Below are 26752 nucleotides of genomic sequence, written 5' to 3' on the forward strand. Positions count from 1 at the left end.
CCCGCAGGAGTCTCGCGCCTTCCGCTCCAATCAACAGAGTTTCAAAATAAACAATAACCTTAACACAGCCTTTTCTACAAATAAAAAAGCAGCATGGATTTTCGCTGCTACTTTATCACATTATTTTCATTTTAACGGTAATTAAAAACCTAATTCAAGTTCTAACCGTTTTGCAGCAGGGTTTTTGCTTGACTCAAGACTGTTTTCGAAAAATGCTAAGTTTACCTGATCGATTTTATTCTCTATGAATGAGAGTTTCAATGCAGAATCATTTATTTTACTTTGCTCTTCCTTGTTTAAACTAATGCGAAGGTCGGAGAAAGATGCCTCAAGAACAGAATCCAATTCTTCCAATTGATCGTATATTTCAGTCAGCATCAATACCAGCTTTTCTTTTTCAGACATTGGCTTATTCATATTAAAAAACCCTCCTCGCTTAATCTATAAGGTATAATTCTCTTTCTTTGTTTGGCTTCCTTCCCCCTTGACAAAACTAGAAGCTATTCGTCAAAGAAAGTGTCAAAATAGCAATTTACTTAGATTATTTCGACACATTCCTAAGTTCGAATGAAAAATAAAAAACGGCACAAGCTAAGCATGGAGGTGTTAAGATGCCAAAAAAGAATAAACCAACCAACAAGCAGAAGCAAGCAGCATCAGGAAAAAATGTTGGCTACGGTGATAAAAAGCTAGAGGGTCCAGATCGTCCTTCTACATAAGATTTTCAAAGAAAAAGCAAGGAATTACACCTTGCTTTTTTATTCAAATTTTTTTAAGTTGAGGACTTTTTGGAGAGATAGCAATAATTGAAGTTGATTTGATTTAACGAAATACCAATCAGTTAGATGTATGGGATGGCGATGGCGAGCAGGAAAATACATCCAGGCTGGAGAAATCCTTCGATGCTGACTCCAATCAGTGCAGGTATGCTGATCATGCTCAATTACGGGAAAGACTGCCCTTAATAAAGGGGTATTTCGTTTCGTTTTAACTTTAAAATACTGTTCATAGTCATATCTTGAGCCTGTATGCGCCGTTTTTGCAGCGAATTCATAGAAATAAGGAAATAAACGCGGATGAAACAGAATGCTGGCAAGCCTCTTTCCTAAATCAATCCGCTTAGAAAGGGAAGTAAATCCGTACACACTAGCCCCATAAACCTCACCTCCGCATGTCGGGAACAATACACAACTAAAATGAAGCCAGTCCTGAAAGGAAAAGATAAGCGAACGAAAAACCTTTTTCTTATACACTGGGTGCTCAATGACAGGCTTTTGGATGACATTTTGCTCGTTAATAATCAAAGCCGTGGTCAGCCTCTTTCTGTCTCTTTCTTTCCAATAACGATTCCATTCCTTTTGAATAAATGTGGATACATTAAAATTAGGAAGTAAATGAAACATGGGCTTGTTGATTTTCGTCGAATATTCATAGAGCAATAACTGTGGGAATACGTCATTGAAAATAAGCCAATTGGCCATTTCATACGTAAAAAAAAGCTGTTTCCTAACCTGCGGAGTGAGTAAATGAGGGAGGACTGACCCCTCCAGGTCACACATGTTCCATCCTCCATTCCGAGAAACCATACTGGCAAGGAAGGACCATATAATATCCGTATTTTTATTAAAAAAAGAAAAGTAGGCATTAGTTCTGGATATATTATCGATATTTCGCTTGTATGTTTCACTTCGAATTTGACGAATGATGGTTTCTTCCTGTATTGTAAGATGATTCATACTCATCTTCCCTTAACGAGTTTTAATAGATTATAAGCCTTGAATCGAACTGTAAATGGGTTCGTTCTTTTGTTTGACAATCAAGGTACAATTGTTATTAGATTGTGCATGTAAATTCATTTTATTCACCCCATTTTCTCCAAATTTGATATGATATGTTTAGCTTGTGAGGTGTGTTTAGTATGAATTTTAACTATCCAAATGGGAAGAAGTATATCACTAAGGAGCTGCCATCAGAAAAGACAGCAGGCAATAAAAAAAACGGCTCCTACAGTAATAGAGGAATGACACTGGAGGAAGATCTGAATGAAACAAATGATTATTATCGGGAAAGAAAAATAGCTGTTATCCATAAAAAGCCAACACCAGTGCAAATTGTACAGGTGGATTACCCAAAAAGAAGTGCTGCTGTTATAAAAGAGGCTTATTTTAAACTAGCCTCTACTACCGACTATAATGGCGTTTATAAAGGAAAATATATTGATTTTGAAGCGAAGGAAACACAAAATTCAACTTCTTTTCCATTAAAAAATTTCCATCAGCATCAAATAACTCATATGGAAGAAGTCATGAACCAAGGAGGAATTTGTTTCGTCATCCTTCGTTTTACAAAAAATGAGAAAGTTTATTTGCTTGAAGCTGAGCATCTCCTTTCTTTTTGGGATAGGATGGCTAATGGAGGCAGAAAATCGATTACAATGGAAGAAATCAAACAGCTAGGGCATTACATACCGCTTGGATATCATCCAAGAATTGACTATATTAAAATAATAGATACACTTTAACCTTTTTTGGAAAGGTTTGAAAGGATGGAATTTCATTATGGCAGATCAATATCAATCACGAGAGGAGCGCCGAAAGAATCTCCAAGCTAAAGGAAAACAAAAAGTAAAAGCCAAGAAAAAACCAGGCGGACTATTTAAAAAAATATTTCTATCTCTCGTTGTCCTTGGTATCGTTGGCATTCTGGCTGGAGTTGGTACTTTCGCCTATTTAGTGAAGGATGCTCCCAAACTTGATCCTAAATTATTAAAAGATCCAATCCCCTCTAAGGTTTTAGATAAAGATGGAAAACTAATATCTGAAGTAGGAGCGGTAAATCGTGAATATGTAAACTATAAGGACATTCCTAAGCAAGTTGAGAATGCCATTTTAGCCACAGAAGATTATCGTTTTTACAAGCACCATGGTATCGATCCCATTCGCCTAGGTGGTGCCGTATTGGCTAATATACGCCATGGATTTGGCTCTGAAGGGGCTAGTACAATTACACAACAAGTTGTAAAAAATTCATTTTTGACCCCTGAAAAAACATTAAAACGAAAAGTTGAAGAAGCCTGGCTCTCCTACCAGCTAGAGCAGCAATACACGAAACACCAAATTTTCGAAATGTATGTTAATAAAGTGTATGTTTCCGAAAACAGCCACGGTATTGCCACGGCAGCAAAAATCTATTATGGAAAAGAATTAAAAGATTTAACTCTGGGAGAAGCTGCGCAAATTGCTGGAATGCCGCAAAGTCCTAATAATTATAATCCGTTTGAACATCCGGATTTAGCCGAGAAAAGACGTAACATCGTTTTATCATTAATGCATCAGCATGGATATATTACAAAGCAACAAATGGAAGATGCGGAAAAGGTGTCTGTTGCTTCTACTGTTTTGAAAGAAGAACAACGGAAAATTGATGAAAAGCCGTTTGAATCTTTTGTCGATGCAGTTATTGATGAAGTAAAAGAAACAACGGATCTTGATATCAATACAGAAGGTTTAACCATTTATACAACCTTAGACCCGAATGCCCAAACCTATGTTGATAAAATCTTAAACTCAAAAGATATCATCCCATACCCTGATGAAGATATTCAAGCTGGGATCGCTCTCCTTGATACGAAAACAGGTGAAATTCGGGCAATTGGCGGTGGCCGAAATCCAAAGGTAAAACGCGGATTTAACTATGCAATCGATACAAAGCGCCAGCCAGGCTCGACCATTAAGCCAGTTCTCGATTATGGTCCTGCTATTGAATACTTAAATTGGGGCACCTATGAAATGATTGAGGATAAACCGATTACCTATTCAACCGGGAAAAAATTCGGAAATTGGGATCAAAAATACAAAGGTCCCATGACGATTAGAACTGCCTTACAGTTATCACGCAATACTCCTGCCGTTCAAGCACTTCAGCAGGTTGGCTTAGATAAAGCAAAAGACTTTGCGTTAAATTTGGGAATTCCATTGAAAGAAATATATGAGTCCTATGCAATCGGCGGCTTTGGCGGGAAAACGGTTGGGGTTTCGCCGCTAGAAATGGCGGGAGCCTATAGCGCCTTTGGTAATAAAGGCATTTACACAAAACCGCATGCGATTACTAAAATCAAGCTCCGTGACGGGACAATGATTAATACAGCTCCAGAACCAAAAGTGGTAATGAAGGACTCAACAGCTTTCATGATTACGGATATGTTAAAAAGTGTATTGGTATCACCTGGAACTGGAGTAAGAGCGAAAGTACCAGGACTTCCAATTGCCGGTAAGACAGGAACGACAAACTATACAACTGATGAAATGAATAAATATAATATTAATAGCAGTTCAGTACCGGATGCCTGGTTTACAGGATATACAACCAATTATACGGCTTCTATATGGACCGGGTATAAAGATCGAACCACGCCAATTACAGCTGTTGGAAATAATCAAAGATTAGCTCAATTAATCTTTAAAAATTTAATGGCCTATGTATCAAAGGATATTGATACTCCTGATTTTGAGATGCCAAATAGTGTTCAAAAGGTTAGGATTGAAAAAGGCTCAATGCCGCCAGTCTTAGCTAGTGAATTCACCCCTGATAGTGAAATTACGACCGAATATGCTCTTAAAGGGCATGCGCCTAAAAAAGTATCTCAGAAATATAATAAACTTGAAGCTCCAACGAATCCTGTTGCCAAATTAGATGAAACTGGTCAAAATATTGTATTGACATGGGACTATAAAAATGCGACCGAAAATGTTACTTTCGATGTATCCGTTGATAACGGAACCGGAGTGAACCATATCCCTGTTCAAACGAACACTTTGAGTATTCCTGCTACACCTGGCACGAAATATACGTTTGCTATTGTTGCCATCAGCGGAAATAAAAAGAGTGATCCAGTAACAGCCTCCATTGAAATTCAAAAGCCAGCCAATGAAAATGACTCAGGCAATGGTAATGGAAATGAAGGTGGAAATGACAATGGCAATGGAAACGGAAATGGGAATGGGAATGGGAATGGGAATGACAACGGAAATGGAAACGGAAATGGCGGAGGCCAAGGTGATACAGGCGATACAGGTGGAACACTTCCGCCAGTAACCATTCCAGGTACTCCTTCGAGCGGTCAAAGTACAGAACCACGAAGTGGAACATAAAATTTATAAGATCAAAAATAAATCGTCTAGGCCTTTGGCTTAGACGATTTATTTTTGATTGTTTTCTTCACAAAATGTTTTTCCTGTTCATCCATAAGCTCTGAGAGCTGCCGGTATGAATGATATAAATTGGGCCTTGCTTTAATAAATGCCAATCGTTCTTCAAGATTAACCGGTTTTGTCTCCAATTGGTCAAATAGCAGAGTCCCTTTAAAAAAGGACCTATCATTGGTCTTCAATATAAATTGAATAAATAACTCGATCCCTTTCTCCATCCATTCCTTGATATTTTTAAGGCTGCGGCTGCGAAAAGATTCATCCAGTCTTTCTTTTACTAGCTTCCATTCCTTTAGGATGTTCATCACTTCTTGATCTTTATTATCCATGGGAAACGGCACTGCCCTTCATTCTTTTTTTACCTTCACGGCAAATTTCTAATAACGGGCATGATGGGCACTGGGGATTTTGAGCTTTACAATGATACCTTCCAAAAAAGATTAAGCGATGGTGGGTAACCGACCATTCATCTTTTGGAATTCGCTTCATTAAAGTCTTTTCCACTTCCAGTACGGAATCCTTCCACCGGCATATTCCCAGACGCTTACTAACTCTTTCAACATGCGTATCAACGGCGATGGCAGGGACATAAAAGGCAACAGAAACCACGACATTGGCTGTTTTTCTTCCCACACCCGGCAGTTTAGTTAACTCGTCCCTATCCTTTGGAAGTTCTCCGTTATATTCACCTAAGATCATTCTGCAGAGACTTTGAATATTTTTCGCTTTATTCCTGAAAAGCCCAATCGAACGTATGTCATTTTGTAATTCCTCAAGCGGAACTCTTAAATAGTCTTCCGGTGTTTTATACTTTTTAAATAAATCCTTTGTGACCTTATTTACGAGCGCATCTGTACATTGTGCCGATAATGAGACAGCAATAATAAGTTCAAAGGGATTTGAATGTGTTAATTCACAATGGGCGTCTGGGAACATCTCTCCCATTTGATCTAAACAATATCGGATTTGAGTATTATTCAGCATAACATTTTCACCTGCTTGTACGTAAAACTATTATTGTTCTAACCAGTTGTAAAAAGGAATCGATGAATGCTGGGATTCATCTTTAACATTTGGTTTCAGAGATTGTTTTTGACGAAACTTTCGTCCCTGGTTTTTAGCTTGTTCTATTGTTTTTATACCGTTTTTCTTCCACTCAAACAGGATCCTATCAATATAGCGAAAATTTAATTTTCCTGACATTACAGCTTCTTTTAATCCAGCTTTAATAATTACTGGGTCATGGTGATCATCATCCATCCACATCCCAAGGGTTTCGCATTCAAATGGTGATAAAGGCCTGCCAAACTCCTTTTCAAAACATGTATATAAATCCGTTTCCTCTGCCTTCTTTTCCATTTTGTTCATATTTTGATTTTGAATCATAAATTGATCGACGAGTCTCTCCCAAAAAGGCTTTAAGGAATACTTTTCAAATCGGATACCTTCATGCGAATATTCATCCATGATTTCAATGAAACCTCTTTGGATTAGCCTTCTGAGCATTTCATTGCATTCTGAAATAGAAATGGTCATTCTTGCAGACAGTTCTTCTGGGGTTGGAAATTCATTCCCTTTTTCTAAAAAAGTAAGTATATTTAGTAAAAGAACGAGCTCAGTTTCGTTTAAATTAAGATTGCGGTATTCAGAAAATAATAGTGTTGGTATCGAAATATTACCTTCTTGGAGCCATGCTAATAAAGTTGTTTTCATCTTTGGACACCTCCTGATAAGTATACCATGAACATTTTATCCGAGTAAGAGTATTAGGTATCCAGCATTGGAAAGGAAATCAAAAAGCCTGCAGAAAGCAGACTTTTTGGAAATATCAATAGTTGTAGCTATTTTAGTTTTTAACGTTCGCTTTCTCTAGTACAAACTGGTGAATCCTTGCTACTGCTTTTTCTAATTGCTCGAGAGAAGTTGCGTAGGAAAGACGAATATTATCTGGCGTTCCAAACCCTGAACCAGGAACGACAGCCACTTTTGCCTCTACAAGCAATGCTTCTACAAAGTCATCTACTTGGTCAAAACCAGTCATTTCAGCAGCAGCTTTCACATTTGGATATAAGTAAAAAGCACCTTGTGGTTTTACACAAGTAAAGCCAGGAATTGCAACTAACTTATCATAAATGATTTCTAATCTTTTTTCAAATGCCTGACGCATTTCTTCTACTGGTTCTTGCGGACCGTTGTAAGCTGCAATAGAAGCATATTGCGCAGTTGTAGTGGGATTCGATGTACTATGGCTGGCAAGATTTGTCATTGCTTCAATGATTTCTTTATTTCCGGCAGCATAACCAATTCTCCATCCAGTCATGGAATGTGATTTGGAAACACCGTTAATGACAATTGTTTGTTCCTTAAGCTCATGTGATAGCTCGGCAATCGATATATGCTTGACGCCGCCATATACAAGCTTTTCATAAATCTCATCTGAAACGATGAGAATATTTTCTTTCAAACAAATTTTACCTAATTCTAAAAGTTCTTCAGCTGTATAAAGAACGCCAGTTGGATTGCTTGGAGAATTGATAATCACCGCTTTAGTTTTATTCGTAATAGCCTTTATAAGTTGTTCCGGTGTAATCTTAAATTGATTTTCTTCAGAACCCTCAATATAAACGGGGACACCGCCTGCTAATTTAACTTGTTCGGGATAGCTTACCCAATAAGGAGTAGGAACGATAACCTCATCACCATCATTAAGAATCACCTGAAATAATGTATAAAGAGCATGCTTGGCTCCATTGGCTACAATTATTTCATTTGGTTTATAAGTTAATCCCTGTTCTTGTTCAAATTTCTTGATAATCGCTTTTTTTAATGCCGGTAATCCAGCTGAAGGTGTGTATTTTGTATAACCTTCATTCATCGATTCTACTGCAGCATCTAAAATATGTTGAGGTGTATTAAAGTCAGGCTCCCCTGCTCCTAAACCAATTACATCCTCACCCTTTTCTTTTAATTCCTTCGCTTTAGCGGTGATTGCTAAAGTAGTAGAAGGTGTAAGTGCCAAAACTCTATTCGCCAGCTCCACTACCATGCCTGTTCCTCCATTCTCCATCCATTCTAAAGATTTTCAATTTTTTTCAACCATTCGCCTGTTTCAAAGTGTACATAATAATAATTTATTAAATTATTTTCAGAACGATAATAAATTTCCCATAATGGAATATTTTTNNATACCTAACCGTACTGAAATAATTTTTTTAGGGTTTTTTTCTTGTAACAATTTTTTTATAGCCTCATTTTTCGTGAGACCATTTTTTGCTTTTTTCACCATAACTTTTTTACTTTTTTCGGGAATCCACACAATGATATTCTCACCTTTGTTATTTTTTCCCTCGATTACATTTACTGTTTCTAAACCATTGTAAATATGAAAGTCCTCTACTTTACTAATTTGAACCCTTTTATTAGCAAGCTGTAACGCTTTTTCTTCAGCCGCTTTTACAGGTTCTTCTGCAGAGAAATATACCTTAATCAAGACACCAAAAATACCAAGAACAAATAATGCTAGAAAAAATAACCACTTTTTCACTTTAATTCACTTCTTTATGTACGATATATAGTAAAAATCGCTTTATTTTTATCTTCTTGATCAAGGGCCAATCCAAACATAAGGTCTTTTTCTTTCAAAGTACGATTCAGCGCATCAACTACTTTATATAAATCCACACTATGCTGGATTTTTACAGTTGATATAACTTCAATTTTACTTTCCATTCAATTCCTCCATAAAACAAAATCGATAAAAATTTCTTCTCAATTATTATAACAGGTTAAAGCGAGAAACGTACTTGAAATGCTAGAATAATTAAATGAATATTTTTATTCCTCTGCTGCAGCGGGCAAGGGAATTACTTCATAGTTTGAATCTGTAAATTTAATTGTCACTGTACCGTGTTTTTTTGTAAAATATATCTCCGACCAAATATCATGTAAATTGTGTATGATTTCAGTATCAAAGAGATCACCTTCATCAGCAAATAGAATCGAAATTTGCGGATTAAAAAATTCGATTAATTTTTCTGTAATTGCGTCTTCTTTAGCGAAAAGGGGAGATTTAAAAACGTTTAGATTCTCGAGGTTCCGAGTTAAAAGCTTTTGTTCAGCGCGTTTGCTAAAAGAATTCATCATGAAAATTCGATGCTTAAAAAACTCCAAAGTAAAATCTAAACCTTCATTTTCCATACTTCCTAAAAATTGTACTTCAGCTGTCAACTCAGGGAGAATTTCTTTTTTCGTGCCCTCTCCCCATGCCACAATTGATAGCTGATTTGCAGGGTTTAAACTTTTCGATAGCAATGCTGCCATTTTAGGTGTAGTAATTATCTCTTGGGTTTTATATTTTAAAAGAAACTGATTGATCAGATTAATATGGGTTTCAGGTTCATCATTGGTAAGGATGAGCGTAGAAATTTCCTTGACATCATACAGGCTCAGCCATTTTTCCAATTCTGCTTTGCTCTCTTCTCTCCCGATATTCACTAAAATATTCCCGCCATTTGGTCCTTGAATAAGGGTTGCTTCTCCAGCAGACAATCCTAAAAAGGTAAGGGCAAACTCATGGTCCTTCAGTTTCAAATCAATATTTTCAATATTACTTGTCGCAAAAACTGTTGAGGTGGCTTGAAATATGATCGTTATTAAAAGCAATAAAATTCTCATGCACATTCCTCCCATTGATACTTATAGAATGTACAATTTTACCATTTTTTATCATAACCAAGCATGAATAAATTCTACAAGTTTATCCATTGGACCTTTTTTAACTGGCACCGAAGGAATTGATTTCAAAAAAGCCATTCCATATTTTGTCGTTACAATTCTTCTATCAAATACAACTAAAATTCCCCGATCGTTCTTGGTCCGGATCAATCGGCCAAAGCCCTGCTTAAATTTTAAAATAGCTTCCGGAAGTGAGTATTCGGAAAAAGCATTACCGCCTTGGTCTTTGATCACTTGGCATTTTGCTTCCGTAAGCGGTTCGTCAGGCGGGCTAAAAGGAAGTCTCACCATCACAAGACAGGTTAAATCCTCCCCAGGAATGTCTACCCCTTCCCAAAAACTGCTAGTTCCTAATAAAATAGCTTTGTCATACCGCTGGAAATTCCGTGTTAATCTCGTACGGCTGCCGCTCGTTATGCCTTGGGCAATCATAACGTAATCATTGAGAAAACCACTTTCTTTAATTAATTCATAGGTTTTCTTTAACATGTCATACGCAGTGAAAAGAAGCATCATTCTTCCATTTGTCGCTTCTGCAAGAGTAATAATATGCTCAGTTATAGCGATTACATATTCATCTAAAGTAACCGCATTGATTTCTGGCAAGTCCTCAGGAATCAAAAGATTGACTTGATGCCTATATTCAAAAGGCGAAGGAATCGTAATTTGTTTCGTCGAGACTGGATCTAATCCAATTTCTTTAATTATATAGTTAAAAGAGTTATTTACCGTTAAGGTGGCAGAGGTGATGATTACCCCTTTTTTAACTTGAAATAATTGCTCTTTAAGAGCATTCGCCACGAATGCAGGCTGCACCAAAAAGGTTGTTACGTTTTGTGGAGAGCGGATATCCATCTCAATCCATTTTACATCGTGAGAATCCTTAATAAAGCACTTTATGACCGTTTCCCTTAGCATAACTAAATCATTTGAAAACAGTAAGATTTCTTCCATTTTACTCTTCTGTAAATTTGATAATAAATTTGTATGTTTTTCTAACAATTGAAGCCGTTCCTTAATAGAACCTTGCAGGTCTTTAAGTAAAAAGGAAAACCTTTCAGCACTGTGAATGATTCCCTTTGTCTCTTTCCCTTCAGAAGATTTAGAAAAGCGGACTTTGGCACGATAAAAACCTTTTTTGTTAGACAGCTTCTTTTTCGTGTAAAGACCGATTAACTTAAAGAATTCATCCATTTCATAGGTAAGGTCCACTATTAGCTGATTCAGCTCATGCCGGGAAGTAAGTTTCTCATTTGTAACACGAATTGAAGATAATAGGCCTTCTAGCTCATAAAAAAGCTGTTTTTGCTCATAAAGTCCAAATTGGCCCAATAACAGTCTTGTTGATAAATAATCTAGCGTTGCCCCGAAAAACTGAGATGCGACTTTTTCAAGATGATGTCCCTCATCAATAATCACATAGTCATATTCCGGTAAGATGGAGCCATCTCCCTTTATGTCACTTAATAGTAAAGAATGATTGGTTATGATGATATCAGCTGAAGAGGCCGCTCTTTTTGCTTTTTGGTAATAGTCTTTCTCTTGCCATTCGCGGTTTTGGGAGAATACTGTAGGTTCATTCTTTATCTTATTCCAGTAAATAAGCCCGCCGCTCGAAATATTAAGCTCGTCTTTATCTCCAGTTTCTGTTTCTGTCAACCAAACAAGTATTTGCATTTTGGTTAACGTTGTATCGTAATTATCGTTTTCATCCATAAGAGTTTGAGAGAATTTTTCCAAACTAATATAATGGTTTCTCCCTTTAAGCAAAACCGAATCAATCTTAAAGGGAAGTATTTTTTCTAAAATTGGAATTTCTTTCTTTAAAATCTGCTCTTGCAACTGAATGGTATGTGTACTAATTACAATTGGGAGATTTTTCTGTTTTGCAAAATAAGCACTTGGCAAGAGATAACCTAGTGATTTGCCTACACCAGTTCCAGCTTCAATTAAAGTATGGTGCATATTGAATAAAGTCTCATGGACCTCATCCATCATCGTAAATTGGCCAGATCTATACTCAAAATTATCAAAACCATGTTTAATCAGTTCCATTTTCTCATTAACATTAAAAGGAAACTTGAAATCGATTCTTCTTACGTTTTCTTCTGGATCATTCTTTAAATCCTTTTTTAAGGCAAGATTATTAAATATCTCGATGGCTTCCGGAAGCTCCTCTGGCACCATCTTTTTATATTCGAGGAGGTCATCAAGAAGCAGCTGCAGATCGCTTTTCAACCCGCCAGAAAGCTGCGTAAGCTGGTCCATTGTGATTAAAGGCAACTGCGATAACTTTCTTATAAAAATTAGAAAGAGTTCTGCAGTGACCTGGGCATCACTGTCGGCTTGATGCGGACGGTCATGATTAAGATTTTCTCTTTCTGCTAAATCGGTAAGCTTATAGCCATCTGCGGTTGGATATAAGATCCTGGCCATTTCGACCGTATCCAGAACAGGGCCATAAAACCCCTCGAAGCCTGCCTGAATTAATTCCTCTTGCAGAAAGGAAAGATCAAACAAAACATTGTGCGCAACAAAATAGGCCCCTTCTAAAAGTTCCGATACTTGCCCGGCAATTTCAGAAAATAAAGGAGCATCCTTAACCATATCGTCATTAATTCCAGTTAGCTCTTCGATAAATACTGGAATGGATTTTTGCGGATTGACAAGTGATGAGTATGTATTTTTGATTATTCCGTTTTCGATGACTACAGCAGCGAATTGGATGATTTTATCGCCTTTTTTGGGAATGTTCCCTGTAGTTTCTAAATCGATAACAACAAATTTATTTGACATCTGATAAACACCCCGAACTTCTGTTCATTAAACGGTATCATAAAAAGACTAAAAAGTAAAAAAGAAAAATCCCCGAAAAAATCGGGGATTACTACATAACTGTAAGTGCAGGTTCTGCATGGAGCAGTTCTTTAATGCGGTTATTCTCATCCATTATCGCCACTTTGGGTTTGTGAGCCGATACTCTCTCCTCAGCCACAAAGGCATAAGATATAATAATGACGATATCACCAGGCTGTACAAGGCGGGCAGCTGCACCGTTTAAACAAACCACACCACTGCCTCTTTCTCCTGGAATAATATAGGTTTCTAAACGGGCACCATTGTTATTGTTAACAATTTGCACCTTTTCATTGGCAATCATGCCAACAGCATCTAGAATATCTTCGTCTATCGTTATACTGCCAACATAGTTTAAATTAGCCTCTGTAACTGTTGCGCGGTGGATTTTTCCGTTCATCATGGTGCGAAACATTGATTTATTTTCCTCCCCCTGGTTATTAATCTATATCAATAATCAAATTATCTATCAATCGAACCTTCGTAAATTTTACTGCAAGAGCAATGATAATCCTACCGTTTAATTCTTCCAGTGGCTTTAGCTCTGGATAAGAGAAGATATCGACATAATCGATCTCCCCTTTTGATTCACTTGCTATCATTTCTTTTATTAAGCTGACTAAAGTGACAGGATTACGTTCACCGTGAAAAATGGCTTCCTTTGCAGCCTGCAGGCTTTTATATAAGACGGTTGCCTGAAGTCTATCTTCAGGGAGTAGATTAACATTGCGGGAACTTTTTGCAAGACCGTCTTGTTCACGGACAATATCAACTGGAACCAATTCAATTGGAAAATTAAAATCAGAGATTAATCCATGAATGACAGCCACCTGCTGAGCATCTTTTATGCCAAAATACGCCCGTGTCGGCATCATGATATTAAATAGTTTCGTAATAACCGTGGCTACTCCGTCAAAATGGCCGGGACGCGACTTTCCACATAATACATCCGTACGTTCCTGAACGACCACTTTAACTGAAGGTGAACCTGGATACATTTCCTTTACAGAAGGAAAAAAGACATAATTTACTTTCTCGCCATCAGCTAATGCACAGTCACGCTCAAAATCACGCGGATAGGTAGAGAAATCCTCTTTTGGGCCAAACTGCAAGGGATTGACAAAAATACTTAATACAACGATATCATTTTCTTGACGTGCCTTTTTTAACAAGGTTAAATGTCCTTCATGGAGAAATCCCATTGTTGGAACAAAGCCAATTGAAAGTCCTTTTTCCTTCTGTTGCCGGATTTCTGATTGCATTTCCTGGATGGTTGTTATGACCTTCATTCTTTACCTCCATATAAAGCCTTTAGCTCCGTTTCCTTCATGGTAAAAGAGTGTTTATCTTCGGGAAATTGTTTGTTTTTCACATCGGAAACGTATGCCTGAATGGATTCAAGCATAAAAGGATTGACTGAATGGTATTGTTTCACAAATTTTGGAACACGCTCAACACCATATCCTAAAATATCATGATAGACTAGAACTTGGCCATCAACATCAATACCCGCTCCTATGCCAATAACAGGAATGGATAACGACCTTGTTACTTCCTCTGCCAGCTGCTTAGGAACACATTCAAGCACTATAGCAAAAGCGCCTGCTTCTTCGCATTTGATAGCATCATCCAGTAATTTTTTAGCCGCCTCGGCATCCTTACCTTGAACCTTATACCCGCCTAAAACACCGACCGATTGCGGAGTTAGGCCCAAGTGAGCACAGACAGGTATCCCTGCATTAGTTAGTGCGGAGATTTTCTCCAGAACATCGTCAGCCCCTTCGAGTTTAACAGCATTGGCTCCCGTTTCCTGAATGAGCCGTCCGGCATTTATTAATGTATCTCGAACCGATAAATGGTAAGTTAGAAAAGGCATATCCGCCACAATAAACGTATCTTTTGCTCCACGTTTAACCGCCTTTGTGTGATGAATCATGTCTTCGAGTGTTACTGGGACAGTGGAATCATAACCCAACACCACCATCCCAAGTGAATCACCAACTAAAATTAGGTCAACATCACCCTGTTCTGCTTGTTTGGCAGACGGGTAATCATAAGCCGTTAACATAACAATCTTTTCGTGATTTTCTTTCATTTTTAAGAAATCTGTTGTTTGCTTCATCCTTATTCCCTCCTTTTAATTGGGAGAGGTGATAAAACGCAGTTGAAGAGCAAATAAAAAGATCCTTCTGAAGGCAGAGGATCTCCGTTACTCTTATTACTGTTCCATCCCTCTGTCCCGGTCCGTATTACGGATCTAGGCAGATACCTTTTTTAATTTTTAGTACGACATTAAAGGTGCAGTTCCTTAGGATACTGCCCAATGAAATTATAACAAATTTCTTTAAAAGTGTACAAGGTTCTTTATAAATTAATAGAACTGTTTAAAGCTCAATATCGGCTGAGTATATATGATGTATCGTACCTATGTTATCTTCGAGCATTAATACTCCCTCATCAGTAATTCCTAAAGCCTTTCCTTCTATTACATTTGTCAAGGTTCTAGCCTTAAGTACTTTCCCAATGCTTATCGCATAGCTTTCCCACAATAGCTTGATTGGAAGGAAGCCTTGTTCTAAATAAAGTAAATATAATGTCTCGAATTGTTTAAAGATGCTTCTGATTAAACCTGCTCTAGAGATTGGTTCGCCTTTTTCAATATAAAGAGAACTGGCTATTTCAAGCAGTTCAGCTGGGAAATCTTCTTTCTTTTGGTTTACATTAATCCCGATACCAACGATGATCGAATGAACCCTGTCGGCTTCGGCCTGTAATTCAGTTAAGATACCAGTCACTTTTTTCCCTTTGATTAAAATATCGTTCGGCCACTTTATTTCAGGGGTGAGTCCGGTAAATTCTTCAATAGCCTGAACAACTGCAACCGCCGTTAAAAGGGTTAACTGCGGTGCTTTTGTTAAAGGGATATTCGGACGAAGAATGAGGCTCATCCAAATACCGGTATATTTTGGTGAATACCATTTACGGTTCATTCTTCCCTTTCCAGACCTTTGCTCTTCAGCAATTATAACCGTACCCTCAGGTACTTCCTCAGAGGCAAATCGATGGGCAATCTTTTGTGTCGATTCTACACTTTCCTCATAATGAATGTTCCGTCCAATAAAATCCGTTGTTAAACCAAGTCTAATTTCATTAGCCGTTATTTTTTCCGGTGTTTTTACAATCCGATAGCCTTTCTTTCTGACAGCTTCTAATTCGAAGCCCTCTTTCCTTAATTCCTCAATATGCTTCCAGACTGCCGTTCTGGAACAGCCAATTAAATCAGCTAGATGCTGCCCTGATAAGTAATCTTCCCCAGCATTTGTAAAAGCATCAAGCAGTTCCTTTCTTAATTCCGACTGCACTCTACTAGCCACTCCTTAATATCTTGATAATTATTCGCTACTTTTCCTATTAAAATTGCATGTTCAATTTCAAAAAGGGTTTCCTTCAACCAAGGTCCTCCACTTTTATTGAACCACTGCATTAGGTCATTACCTGTTACATTTATTTCTGACCGCTCTCTTATCGGCAGCTCTTGAAAAACCTTCTTCCAATAATGAATAGATTCCATTTCTTCTATTCCTTTTAAAACTAGATAAAGCTTCTCTACTGATTGAATGGTATCCGGCCCGGCAGTATACAAATCATAAACCGTCCATTCATGTTCAAGTCTTTTGGCTAGGTATGCTAAGGTATTTTGAATATCCCTTACCTCTTTAACCGGCAGTCGCCAGCCTCTTAAAAAAGAATCTGCGTCTCTATTTTTTAATTCCAAACAGAAAAGAAGTAACGACCACATTTCTTTTATATTCAGCTTTTCACAATGATAGGTTAATAATAGCTCTAAAAACTTCTTTTGATTTTTAAGGCCCGGCAAATAAGAAAATAAATCAGTATCAATCAGGATGCTGATTGCTTTTTTTCGATTTTGGCCGGCTAGAAGTTTTTCAAATTCTGTTCTTTTTCGTTCTACAGCAATGTTGTCTAGTAAGGGAATTAATTTTGTTAACGCCGTAACGGTTTGACTTTCCATCACGAAAGAGAGCTGGCTGACAAAGCGGACAGCTCTCATCATCCTTAATGCGTCTTCCTGGAACCGCTCCAAAGCTGAACCGACGGTTTTAATGACCTTTTCGTCTATTGCCAGACGGCCATTAAAAGGGTCAATTAAATTACCCTGCCTGTCCATCGCTATAGCATTCATCGTAAAATCTCTTCTCTGCAGATCTTCTTTAAGGCTCCGAATAAACGCAACCTCTTTTGGCCTTCGAAAATCCAAATATTCAGCTTCTGTTCTGAAGGTGGTAATTTCATATGATTCATTATTATATATAACAAGGACAGTTCCATGCTCAATTCCAACATCCACAGTTCTTGAGAAGACCCTTTTCACTTCTTCCGGCGTTGCGGATGTGGCGATATCGACATCACTTATTTGTTTATTTAAAAGAAAATCCCTAACTGATCCCCCAACAAAATAAGCTTCATAGCCCGCCTCTTCTAGTTTCATTAGTACTGGAACGGCAGATAAGAATGGTTCAATCATTTCTTTCACCTTAATTCAGCAGCTTAAAGTATATTTGTTCATATTGTTCTACGATGTTGTCCGCTTTAAATTTAGTTGTTGCAGTTTCAACTGACCGTTTAGATAATTGATGATGGAGTGTGCTATCCATTAATAAAGCAATCGCTTTTGCTGCAATATCTTCAATGTCTCCTACTTCACAAATATACCCAGTTTCACCATGATTAATAACTTCCGGTAATCCGCCCACATTTGTTCCAATACAAGGCACACCACACGCCATCGCCTCTAAAGCAACAAGGCCAAAGCTTTCCTTTTCTGATAAAAGAAGCATTAAATCACTAATCGAGTACAATTCCTCAAGATTCTCTTGCTTACCAAGGTAAATAACTTTGTCCTCTATTCCTAACTTCCTGACTAGCTTGCAAACGATTGTCATTTCCGGACCATCTCCGACCAGCAATAATTTTGCAGGCATTGACTCTGAAATTTTTGCAAAGGTCTTAATGACATCCTGCACCCTTTTAACAGCACGGAAATTCGAAACATGAATAATAACCTTTTCTTCTTGCTTAATCTCAAATTCACACTTTAAAAAGTCAGCATTGCTTTTTTGATAGATTCGCTCGTCAATAAAATTATAAACCGTTTCAATTTGTTTATCTGGATTAATAAGTTCAAATGTTTGATTTACAAGGGCTTTTGAAACAGCAGTGACCGAGTCTGATTTTTCAATACCAAATTTAATTGCATCTGCAAGTGAAGGGTCATATCCTAAAACCGTAATATCCGTTCCATGTAAAGTTGTCACAATTTTAAGATCTCTTCCGGCCATTTGTTTGGCTAAAATAGCACAAACAGCGTGAGGAATCGCGTAATGAACATGTAAAATATCCAATTTTTCACGATTTGCTACTTCAGCCATCTTGCTTGCAAGTGCAATATCATATGGCGGGTATTGGAAAACGGAATATTGGTTCACTTCTACTTGATGATAGTATATATTGTGGTACATTTTATTTAATCGAAAGGGGATACTCGATGAGATAAAATGAATTTCATGCCCTTTTTCCGCAAGCATTTTCCCAAGTTCCGTTGCAACAACACCTGATCCGCCAACAGTTGGATAGCAGGTTATCCCAATTTTTAGTTTCTTCATCGCTTATTCTCCTATCAAATCACGATTCATAAGGATAGGAACTTTCGTTTTAAAGCCTTCGGCATAAGTTACACCCACCAGCTTGCCAAACATTCTTTCTCTAGCCTCTACTGTTTCAATATAACCGTTCACTAAAGGTGTATCGACGCTATCATCCGTTTTTTCAAATTGACTTTTATAAGCTCGTAAAGCAGAAAGCTTTTTATCTATAAAGGTTGAAATATCAATCGTAAATTCCGGATTATGGAAACCGTTAATCATATAAAAATAAACCCTTTCCACTCGGTGGGGCATTTTTTCTCCATCTGTCTGAAATTTTTTAATCCCCGCTGAAAAAACTGCTTCTTCTACAAGGCGGGCGCAATTCCCGTGATCGGGGTGCCGGTCTTCAAAATAAGGCGCAAAGACAAGTTGAGGCTCGTATGCTCTGATTAACGCTGCAATTTCACGTATGTATTGTTCCTTCTGGAATAAACCGCGATCCGGAAATCCCAATGAAGTTCGGACCTCTACGTTAAGTATTTCTGCCGCTTGGGCTGCCTCCTCTTTTCTTAGGGTTACGTTCCCGTTGGATGAAAGATCTGCATCTGTTAAATCACATATGCCTATTCTTTTCCCTTCAGATGCCAATTTAGCTATCGTACCCCCCATGCCGATTTCAACATCATCAGCATGTGCTCCAAATGCCAAAACATGAAGCTTCTTATTTTCCATTGCTTCCACCATTTTCTTTGATGATATTTCTCCAATCCATTAAACCTTCCTCTAACCCTCTAATTAATAGCTCAGCCGTGCCCATATTGGTAGCAAGAGGTATAGAATATACATCACATAAACGAACAAGTGCGGTAACATCTGGTTCATGAGGTTGTGATGTCAGCGGATCGCGGAAAAAGAACACAGCATCCATTTGATTCTTTGCAATCATCGCCCCAATTTCCTGATCGCCTCCCAGTGGTCCTGATTGGAACCGGGTAATTGGCAGTCCTGTAGCTTCACTGATTCTTGAACCTGTCGTTCCGGTCGCAAACAATGTGTGTTTGGCAAAAATAGTCTGATAGGCAGTGGCAAATTGTACCAAGTCATTCTTTTTTTTATCATGAGCAATTAAAGCAATATTCATAATTTACCCCCTAATCTAAAATATTTTCTAGTCCATAAACAAAATGATTTTGTTTCATGACTGTTTCGACAGCCACCTTCACTCCTGACATAAAGGAAGCTCTATTATATGAATCATGACGAATTGTCAAGGTTTGTCCATCTGCACCAAATAAAACCTGTTGATGGGCAATTAAGCCTGGCAATCGGACGGAATGGATATGCATACCGTCATAGTCAGCACCTCTTGCACCATTAATGGTTTCTTTTTCATTTGGATGACCTTGCTGTTTCTTTTCTCTAACAGAAGATATCATTTCCGCTGTTTTAACTGCCGTACCAGACGGAGCATCAAGTTTCTTATCATGATGCAATTCAATAATTTCAATGTCGTTAAAATATTTTGCAGCCATTTGTGAAAATTTCATCATCAGAATAGCGCCAATCGCAAAATTTGGGGCAATAATACAACCCAATTCTTTTTCCTTACAAATGCGTTCCAGCTCTTCTAAATCATTTTTTGTAAAACCTGTTGTCCCAACAACTGGACGAACATTATATGATAGAGCTGTTGTTGTGTGGTGCATACCTACTTCCGGTGTTGTTAAATCTATTAACACGTCTGCATCTACATTTTTCAAACAATTTTCAATGTCCCGATAAACAGGCACACTATGTATCGATTGAAACCCATCAATATCACTTAGCATGATCCCATCGTATTTATGGTCAACAACAGCAACTAATGTAAAGTGTTCCGTTGTGGATACTAGATTGACAGCCTCACTGCCCATACGGCCGCGCGGACCGGCGATAACAATTCGGATATTATTCATCAGACTCATTCCCCATTTCCTCATCTATTCTTGTCCATCTGTTTTTATCCCTCGTATTAAATTTATTCATAACATAATCGTGGGCCGCTTCTAGATCAATATTTAAAGAATTCGCAAGACAAATAATAACAAACAACAGATCGCCAAGCTCTTCTTCAATTGCTTTTTCTGCTTCTGTTGTTTTCTTTGGTTTCTCACCGAAAGTATGGTTTATTTCCCTAGCTAACTCGCCAAGTTCCTCCGTTAGTCTTGCAAGCATGGCGAGAGGACTGAAATAACCTTCTTTAAATTGTCCAATGTATGTATCGACCTCATGTTGAAGGTCTTTCATCGATTTCCCTTTGTCCATTTTCTTCACCTCATTGCTATCATATTTTTCATGTTAGCTAAAAAAAGACTGTTTTACAAATGTTTTCGTTTAATGTGCTCACTTTACTGTTTAGATTGCTCCAGTATATTTTATTCGCTATAATAAAAACCGCGATGATAGAGAAAATTATGGAAGAGGAGGAATGTTTGTGGTATTAGGTCTTAAAATTAAAAATATATTGTTTATTCTATTAGGTGCAGCCATTTTTTCATTTGGACTTGTAAATTTTAATATGCAAAATAAGCTGGCAGAAGGCGGATTCACAGGGATAACCCTGCTTCTTTATTTCCTGTGGAAATTAGACCCGTCAATAACAAACCTGCTGTTAAATATTCCTTTATTTATTATTGGATGGAAGCTGCTGGGTCGAAATGTTTTTTTATATACGATTATAGGAACAGTTGGGGTTTCCATATTTCTTTGGATTTTTCAACGCTATCCCCTAGAAATGCCATTGAAAAGTGATTTAACCTTGGCAGCTTTATTTGCAGGAGTTTTTGCTGGTATTGGATTGGGAATTATCTTTCGCTTTGGAGGTACGACTGGCGGCGTGGATATTATTGCAAGACTTGTTCAAAAATATGCCGGCTGGAATATGGGGAAGACGATGTTTATGTTTGATGCCTGTGTCATTGGCTTATCCCTGCTTACATATTTAAATTACAAGCAGGCCATGTATACACTTGTAGCCGTTTTTGTTGGGGCAAGAGTAATTGACTTTATCGTAGAAGGCGCCTATTCCGCAAGGGGAGCGATGATAATTTCGGAAAAAAATGAGGATATCGCCAAAAAAATAATGGATGAAATGGAGCGTGGAGTCACTGCTCTAAGAGGCTATGGATCGTATACAAAAAGTGAGCGTGACGTATTGTATTGTGTGGTAGCGAAAAGTGAACTGATTCGTTTGAAAAATTTGGTTACTACAGTAGATCCCCATGCCTTTGTATCCATTTCCATTGTTCATGATGTCCTAGGTGAAGGGTTTACACTAGACGAAAATAAAAAACCCATTCAAACATAAAAGCAATGTCCCTGCCAAGGACATTGCTTCTTTTAATCGTCGTTTCTATTCATACCTGTAAAAATAAAAACCAATCTTAGTAATTCCAAAACAGCTACGGCTGCGGCTGCTACATATGTCAAGGCTGCTGCATTTAAAACCTTTCTAGCTTCTCTCTCTTCTCCATGACCAATTAGCCTGAGCGCAGCAATTTGGTCCAGCGCGCGATTAGAAGCATTGAATTCAACAGGCAATGTGATAAGTTGAAAAAGGACGGCTGCTCCCATGAAAATAATCCCCAATAGCAGCATACCGCTAAAATGAAAGAGTATCCCAATCATAATGAGGATCCATGAAGCATTTGAACCAAGATTGGCAACAGGAACCAATGCATGGCGAAAACGCAGGAACGCATATCCTTTTGCATCCTGTATCGCATGACCACATTCATGGGCAGCCACTGCAGCCGCAGCAATTGAATGACCATGATAGTTATCAGGAGAAAGGCGGACTGTTTTCGTCCTGGGGTCATAGTGATCACTTAAAAACCCTCTCCCTTCTTCAACAGCAACATTATAAAGCCCATTGGCATTCAAAATTTCCCTTGCAACCTCGGCTCCTCGACGATAGGAAGAGGACGCCACTCGAGAATATTTAGCAAAGGTACTTTTAACCCTCATCTGGGCCCATAAGGGGATTAGTGCAATGATAATAAAATATAAAAGAAATGACATTATAGAACCTCCAAATCAGCTCTTGGTGCCTGTCTTGTAATCAAAGTTGCCGATTAGACGCATCAATCCTTTAAATCTCTAGAACGGTCTTTTTTCATCCCTTTTTCACCTTGATACTTTCTCCAGCCCACATACGATAAAGTCATGATAATAATACTGCCGGTTGAGATGATCACCCACCATAATGACGGATCTGCCTCATCCTCTTCTAAATTGGCAAAAAGGTTCTTTAAATCCGTATCGAGGGCATCCAGTTCCTGCCTGCTTTTTTGATCCTTTACAACCTGCGACCTGTATTCATCAATAAAATTTATTCGTGCATCTAATCTTTGAATATTTTCTACTGGTACATCAATTTTCATACTTGGATAGATAACATTATACAAGGATAAAAACGAATTAAAGCTTGAATGGAAATGAGCAGAATCACCATTTAGGGCCGCATCCTTTGCCTGATGAAAAGCGGTCATAATTTGGTCTTCCATTTCTGTCCATAATGGCTGATGACTAGTGGCAATCGCATCAATGACAAGACGGAATTTCGTTAGTTTATTTATTCTTTCTTCATATTTCATATTTGGGCTTACAGCAGCTTCCATTGCCTCGTCATGGGAGGTGTGAACAATTCTAACCTCATCCATGGTTAAGGGCTGCTCATTACCAGTAATACTAGTGAACTGATCTGAAAAATAATCAAGCAATTTCTTAGCATCTTCGTATCTATGAAACTTCACCATTTGGAGAGCTTCATCGGAAATATCATCAAGCTTCTCCATTGGCGATTGTTGGTTTGCTTGAACTGATATGGGAGTGAGCATCATGATAATTGCTAAAATGATGAACCATTTTATTTTCAATTCTTGTCCCCCCTTTCGTTACTAATTAAAATGTATGAAGGGTTGGACAAGGTTAGACCTGTGACACCAAACTATTTTATATCGAGTTGAAAACGATTTGCCCGGATGCCTAAATAATAGGCAATACCAATTGACAACACCGACAGCCAAAAAGTAAAATAGCCTATTTGCGGGGTATATTGATCAAGCATATGGTAGCTTGGCAGCATGAAGAAGACATAGTCAATTACGTCATTATGTAAGGTCCAAATCGCAGTTACAATCAGGTGCCACCATTTTATCCGATAAAACGGAGCATATAATAGTCCTTGTACCGCCATGGCAAAATGGGAGAAAATCAACATATAGCCAACAAAATCCAACTCCCCCTGGACAAAATATACTAGGATGTTCATGACAACAGCCCAGATTCCATATTTAAAAAGCGTTACTATGGCAAGCGATTCTACCAAAGGCCAATTTTTCCTCATTAAAAAAGCAATAAGAACAAAAACAAAAAATAAGCTGGCAGTTGGGCTGTCCGGTACAAAAATGAGAAATTTCGCAGGTGTTTCTTTAAGCTGCCATCCATACCAATAATATCCATATATCGTTCCTGCAATATTAATCACTAGTAAAAGTAATAATACATTTCGATTTGCTAATAGAGGATAAATCCAGCGCACTATGATTCCCCATTTCACTAATTAAGAAAAAAGCTGACGAAAATCGTCAGCTTTTCAATCTTTAAATTATTTTTTACCAAGACCTGAGATAAATTCAGAAAGTGTCTTTAACTCTTCGTCAGAACCTTTGAAAATTCCTGGTGGCATTTTGCCGCCTTTACCTTCTTTGGCAATCTTAGCAATCTCTTCAGGCTTTAAACCGGTACCGATTAATGTCGGGGCACCAGCACCACCCTGAAAACTATCGCCGTGACAAGTGATACAAGTATTTGCACTAGCGATTTTATACCCAGCGCTAGACTTATCAATGTCCACTTTTTCAACAATTTTACCTTGACGTTCTGCAGCAGCCCAGTCATGTGTCGCAACAGATTCCCAAGTTAAATAAACAGTAGCAGCTAACGCCAAAAGCATAGCACCAGTTGCGATCGGACGTTTCAATGGGCGGCGTTCCGGTCCACGATCAAGGAACGGAGCTAATAGTAATCCTCCAAAAGCAAGTCCAGGGATAATCATTGCCCCAATTACCGTGTACGGTCCGGAAGCAAATGTATATTTTAGCAATTGATACAAAAATAAGAAATACCAGTCTGGTAATGGAATATAACCTGTATCGGTTGGATCCGCAATCCTTTCAAGCGGAGCCGGATGAGCAACGGTTAAACATAGATAACCAACTAAAAATACTGCTCCTACCATCCATTCTTTCAAAAGGAAGTTAGGCCAGAATGCTTCTGTTTTACCAGGATATTCTGAGTAATCTTTTGGAAGTTTCGGTTTTCGGGCTTCAGGTGCTAACACACGTGAGTCACCAACGAACTTCATACCTTTACCGCGATGCATTGAGCAATCCCCTCCTTTTTCCGTAATAATAAGATAAAATTACAATTTCAGCTAATAAGTTTTAAAGAGGTCCAGAGATACCTTGTCTGCGAATCATGATGAAGTGGGCCCCCATTAGACCTAAAAGAACACCTGGCAGGAAGAACACGTGAATCGCAAAGAATCGAGTTAACGTTTGCGCACCAACAATATGTTCATGTCCAGCTAGTAGAACCTTTACATAGGTACCAATGAACGGAGTTGCTTCTGCAATTTGCAGACCTACTTTTGTTGCAAACAACGCTTTCATATCCCAAGGTAATAAGTAACCTGTAAAACCTAAGCCCAGCATGACGAAGAAAATAAGTACTCCGACAACCCAGTTAAGCTCACGCGGCTTTTTATAGGCACCTTGGAAAAACACGCGCAATGTATGTAAAAACATCATTACAAGTACTAAGCTGGCTCCCCAGTGATGCATTCCACGTACGATTTGTCCAAATGCTACTTCATTTTGAAGGTAATAAACGGACTCCCATGCATTTTTAATATCCGGCACATAATACATAGTTAAAAACATACCGGAGAGAATTTGAATTACAGTAACAAAAAATGTCAGACCGCCAAAGCAATAAACAAACGCTGAAAAATGATGCGCCGGGTTAACATGCTCAGGTACTTCATGGTCAGCGATATCGCGCCACAGTGGCGTAATATCTAAACGTTCATCTACCCAATCGTAAATCTTGTTTAACAATGATTACGCCTCCTTCCGTGGTTCAGCTTTTCCTAGATATAGGAAACCGTCTTTTTCTTTGTAAGGATATACATCAAGCGGGTGAAGTGGTGGTGTACCCTTTATGTTTGTACCATCCTTCGTGTAACGGCCATAGTGGCATGGACAGAAGAATTGGTTTGGATGCTCCTTGTCCGTATTCCAGTTAACCGTACAGCCTAAGTGTTTACAAGTTGGTGATAGGGCAACAATCTTGTCCCCATTCTTATAAACCCAAGCAGTATTGGTTACTTCAGACTCATACCATGCATCCTTTTGCTTGAAGGTGAAGTCAACCCTTACTGGTTCATCGGTTATTTCAGAAACCTTTTGCTTTGTTGCGATAAAATTTCCGGCACCTTCAGTCTTCAATACTGGATCAACTGCAAATCTTACCATTGGCATCAACATTCCAGCTGCCATGAAACCGCCTACACCTGTTAAAGTATAGCTTAAGAATTGACGTCTTGAAACGCGCTCTTTACTCATGCTTATCCCCCCTCTATTAACGAATTTAAGTCCAGCGGACAAAAATTAAACACATATAAAACTAGGACATAACAATGATATATCAATCTGCATGCAAGGTCAATATCATACTATTTTAAAAACATATATTCTGGATAGTTTTACATATTTTCATGCCATTTTTGCGTAAAAAGAGTTAATAGCTGTTTGACTTGACTGTCGATAATCGTTAATTTTTGCGAATCACTCATCTGTTCAAGCGGGATGGCCGGAAGCCAAATTAACGATCCTTTTAATTTTTCAGAGCTTTCTCTCCATTCAATTTCAGAGGTAATATAAAATACGTGTTTAAATTCACTCTGAAAAATGCTGGACTCCCAATTGAGCAGTTCATTAAAAACTTTTTCGGTACTAACATCTTTTAAGTATGTAAATGGCGGAAACAAGACTATTCTTCCCGTAAATTGTCTTTCTAAATGACTTGTTAATAAGGTGATAAATTCTGCAGCAGCAGCAGATTGCTTCATTTCCCCCCCAACTGAAACCGAATATAAAGGGACAACTGCGGTATCGACATACTCTTTTGCATTCAAGTAGGTCTCTACCTCTTGAGGTATCCATTTCATAGTGTGCACCAACCTTT

General features: G+C 38.1%; 30 protein-coding genes. 3 read left to right on the top strand and 27 right to left on the bottom strand.

The features are described from left to right. Positions 1-141 precede the first annotated feature (141 nt). Together V7161_RS01625 and V7161_RS01630 are read right to left on the bottom strand one after the other, a co-directional pair. Complete coding sequence (locus V7161_RS01625) at positions 142-417, bottom strand: hypothetical protein (protein WP_335441982.1); 276 nt, start codon at positions 415-417, stop codon at positions 142-144. 341 nt (positions 418-758) lie between these two features. Further along, positions 759-1736: a DUF2515 domain-containing protein gene (locus tag V7161_RS01630; RefSeq protein ID WP_335441983.1), complete on the bottom strand. Its 978-nt coding sequence runs from the start codon at positions 1734-1736 to the stop codon at positions 759-761. Positions 1737-1918: 182 nt separating this feature from the next. Between V7161_RS01630 and recU the strand changes: the two genes are divergently transcribed. Next, on the top strand, positions 1919-2521 hold the full coding sequence (recU, locus tag V7161_RS01635; protein WP_335441984.1) for a Holliday junction resolvase RecU: 603 nt from the start codon (positions 1919-1921) through the stop codon (positions 2519-2521). A gap of 37 nt (positions 2522-2558) precedes the next feature. Next, positions 2559-5150 (top strand): transglycosylase domain-containing protein, encoded by a 2592-nt coding sequence (locus V7161_RS01640; protein WP_335441985.1) that lies wholly within the window; start codon positions 2559-2561, stop codon positions 5148-5150. 26 nt (positions 5151-5176) lie between these two features. Here V7161_RS01640 and V7161_RS01645 read toward each other — a convergent pair whose 3' ends face one another. From V7161_RS01645 to V7161_RS01730, 18 genes are all read right to left on the bottom strand, one after another. Beyond that, entirely contained in the window at positions 5177-5536 is a 360-nt protein-coding gene (locus V7161_RS01645) for a YpoC family protein (protein WP_335441986.1), read from the bottom strand. Beyond that, entirely contained in the window at positions 5529-6191 is a 663-nt protein-coding gene (gene nth, locus V7161_RS01650) for an endonuclease III (RefSeq protein WP_335441987.1), read from the bottom strand. Before nth ends, V7161_RS01645 begins: the two co-directional genes overlap by 8 nt. A 30-nt stretch (positions 6192-6221) precedes the next feature. Continuing rightward, entirely contained in the window at positions 6222-6920 is a 699-nt protein-coding gene (locus V7161_RS01655) for a DnaD domain-containing protein (protein ID WP_335441988.1), read from the bottom strand. A 133-nt stretch (positions 6921-7053) separates the two neighbouring features. After that, complete coding sequence (locus V7161_RS01660; protein WP_335442030.1) at positions 7054-8247, bottom strand: pyridoxal phosphate-dependent aminotransferase; 1194 nt, start codon at positions 8245-8247, stop codon at positions 7054-7056. A gap of 105 nt (positions 8248-8352) precedes the next feature. Further along, positions 8353-8751 carry a cell wall elongation regulator TseB-like domain-containing protein gene (locus tag V7161_RS01665; RefSeq protein ID WP_335441989.1) on the bottom strand — a complete coding sequence of 133 codons (399 nt, stop codon included), beginning with the start codon at positions 8749-8751 and terminating at the stop codon, positions 8353-8355. A gap of 14 nt (positions 8752-8765) precedes the next feature. Further along, positions 8766-8936, bottom strand: coding sequence for a YpmA family protein (locus tag V7161_RS01670; protein WP_335441990.1), 171 nt, complete (start codon positions 8934-8936; stop codon positions 8766-8768). A 105-nt stretch (positions 8937-9041) separates the two neighbouring features. After that, positions 9042-9881 (bottom strand): hypothetical protein, encoded by an 840-nt coding sequence (locus V7161_RS01675; protein ID WP_335441991.1) that lies wholly within the window; start codon positions 9879-9881, stop codon positions 9042-9044. A 51-nt stretch (positions 9882-9932) separates the two neighbouring features. After that, entirely contained in the window at positions 9933-12737 is a 2805-nt protein-coding gene (dinG, locus tag V7161_RS01680) for an ATP-dependent DNA helicase DinG (RefSeq protein WP_335441992.1), read from the bottom strand. Positions 12738-12828: 91 nt separating this feature from the next. Then, positions 12829-13212: an aspartate 1-decarboxylase gene (panD, locus tag V7161_RS01685; RefSeq protein ID WP_335441993.1), complete on the bottom strand. Its 384-nt coding sequence runs from the start codon at positions 13210-13212 to the stop codon at positions 12829-12831. Positions 13213-13237: 25 nt separating this feature from the next. Next, positions 13238-14086, bottom strand: a complete 849-nt coding sequence (panC, locus tag V7161_RS01690; protein ID WP_335441994.1) for a pantoate--beta-alanine ligase — start codon at positions 14084-14086, stop codon at positions 13238-13240. Next, on the bottom strand, positions 14083-14919 hold the full coding sequence (panB, locus tag V7161_RS01695) for a 3-methyl-2-oxobutanoate hydroxymethyltransferase (protein WP_335441995.1): 837 nt from the start codon (positions 14917-14919) through the stop codon (positions 14083-14085). Before panB ends, panC begins: the two co-directional genes overlap by 4 nt. A 262-nt stretch (positions 14920-15181) precedes the next feature. Then, entirely contained in the window at positions 15182-16159 is a 978-nt protein-coding gene (locus V7161_RS01700) for a biotin--[acetyl-CoA-carboxylase] ligase (protein WP_335441996.1), read from the bottom strand. Next, the gene (locus V7161_RS01705) at positions 16144-17343 is read right to left on the bottom strand and encodes a CCA tRNA nucleotidyltransferase (RefSeq protein WP_335441997.1); all 1200 of its coding nucleotides are present in this window, start codon (positions 17341-17343) and stop codon (positions 16144-16146) included. Before V7161_RS01705 ends, V7161_RS01700 begins: the two co-directional genes overlap by 16 nt. A 10-nt stretch (positions 17344-17353) precedes the next feature. Beyond that, on the bottom strand, positions 17354-18481 hold the full coding sequence (gene bshA, locus V7161_RS01710) for an N-acetyl-alpha-D-glucosaminyl L-malate synthase BshA (RefSeq protein WP_335441998.1): 1128 nt from the start codon (positions 18479-18481) through the stop codon (positions 17354-17356). 3 nt (positions 18482-18484) lie between these two features. Next, positions 18485-19195 carry a bacillithiol biosynthesis deacetylase BshB1 gene (bshB1, locus tag V7161_RS01715; protein ID WP_335441999.1) on the bottom strand — a complete coding sequence of 237 codons (711 nt, stop codon included), beginning with the start codon at positions 19193-19195 and terminating at the stop codon, positions 18485-18487. Continuing rightward, positions 19185-19604, bottom strand: a complete 420-nt coding sequence (mgsA, locus tag V7161_RS01720) for a methylglyoxal synthase (RefSeq protein ID WP_335442000.1) — start codon at positions 19602-19604, stop codon at positions 19185-19187. Before mgsA ends, bshB1 begins: the two co-directional genes overlap by 11 nt. A gap of 10 nt (positions 19605-19614) precedes the next feature. After that, a complete protein-coding gene (gene dapB / locus V7161_RS01725) occupies positions 19615-20418 on the bottom strand; it encodes a 4-hydroxy-tetrahydrodipicolinate reductase (RefSeq protein ID WP_335442031.1) in 804 nt (267 codons plus the stop codon). Then, positions 20411-20767: a nucleotide pyrophosphohydrolase gene (locus tag V7161_RS01730; RefSeq protein WP_335442001.1), complete on the bottom strand. Its 357-nt coding sequence runs from the start codon at positions 20765-20767 to the stop codon at positions 20411-20413. Before V7161_RS01730 ends, dapB begins: the two co-directional genes overlap by 8 nt. Positions 20768-20936: 169 nt before the next feature. Here V7161_RS01730 and V7161_RS01735 point away from each other — a divergent pair, with 169 nt between their 5' ends. Continuing rightward, positions 20937-21809 (top strand): YitT family protein, encoded by an 873-nt coding sequence (locus V7161_RS01735; protein ID WP_335442002.1) that lies wholly within the window; start codon positions 20937-20939, stop codon positions 21807-21809. Between the two features lie 32 nt (positions 21810-21841). Here the strand turns inward: V7161_RS01735 and V7161_RS01740 are convergent, their stop codons facing one another. From V7161_RS01740 to V7161_RS01770, 7 genes are all read right to left on the bottom strand, one after another. Beyond that, positions 21842-22522 (bottom strand): zinc metallopeptidase, encoded by a 681-nt coding sequence (locus tag V7161_RS01740; RefSeq protein ID WP_335442003.1) that lies wholly within the window; start codon positions 22520-22522, stop codon positions 21842-21844. Between the two features lie 62 nt (positions 22523-22584). After that, entirely contained in the window at positions 22585-23379 is a 795-nt protein-coding gene (gene ypjB, locus V7161_RS01745) for a sporulation protein YpjB (protein WP_335442004.1), read from the bottom strand. Between the two features lie 71 nt (positions 23380-23450). Further along, a complete protein-coding gene (locus tag V7161_RS01750) occupies positions 23451-24044 on the bottom strand; it encodes a DUF1405 domain-containing protein (protein WP_335442005.1) in 594 nt (197 codons plus the stop codon). A 66-nt stretch (positions 24045-24110) separates the two neighbouring features. Next, a complete protein-coding gene (locus V7161_RS01755; protein ID WP_335442006.1) occupies positions 24111-24887 on the bottom strand; it encodes a menaquinol-cytochrome c reductase cytochrome b/c subunit in 777 nt (258 codons plus the stop codon). 61 nt (positions 24888-24948) lie between these two features. After that, on the bottom strand, positions 24949-25623 hold the full coding sequence (qcrB, locus tag V7161_RS01760) for a menaquinol-cytochrome c reductase cytochrome b subunit (protein ID WP_223593471.1): 675 nt from the start codon (positions 25621-25623) through the stop codon (positions 24949-24951). 3 nt (positions 25624-25626) lie between these two features. Continuing rightward, the gene (locus tag V7161_RS01765; protein ID WP_289985321.1) at positions 25627-26130 is read right to left on the bottom strand and encodes a ubiquinol-cytochrome c reductase iron-sulfur subunit; all 504 of its coding nucleotides are present in this window, start codon (positions 26128-26130) and stop codon (positions 25627-25629) included. Positions 26131-26270: 140 nt separating this feature from the next. Then, complete coding sequence (locus tag V7161_RS01770; protein ID WP_335442007.1) at positions 26271-26735, bottom strand: YpiF family protein; 465 nt, start codon at positions 26733-26735, stop codon at positions 26271-26273. Positions 26736-26752 lie beyond the last annotated feature (17 nt).

This window comes from Neobacillus drentensis, assembly GCF_036965425.1.
In the GTDB taxonomy this organism is placed as follows: domain Bacteria; phylum Bacillota; class Bacilli; order Bacillales; family Cytobacillaceae; genus Neobacillus; species Neobacillus drentensis_F.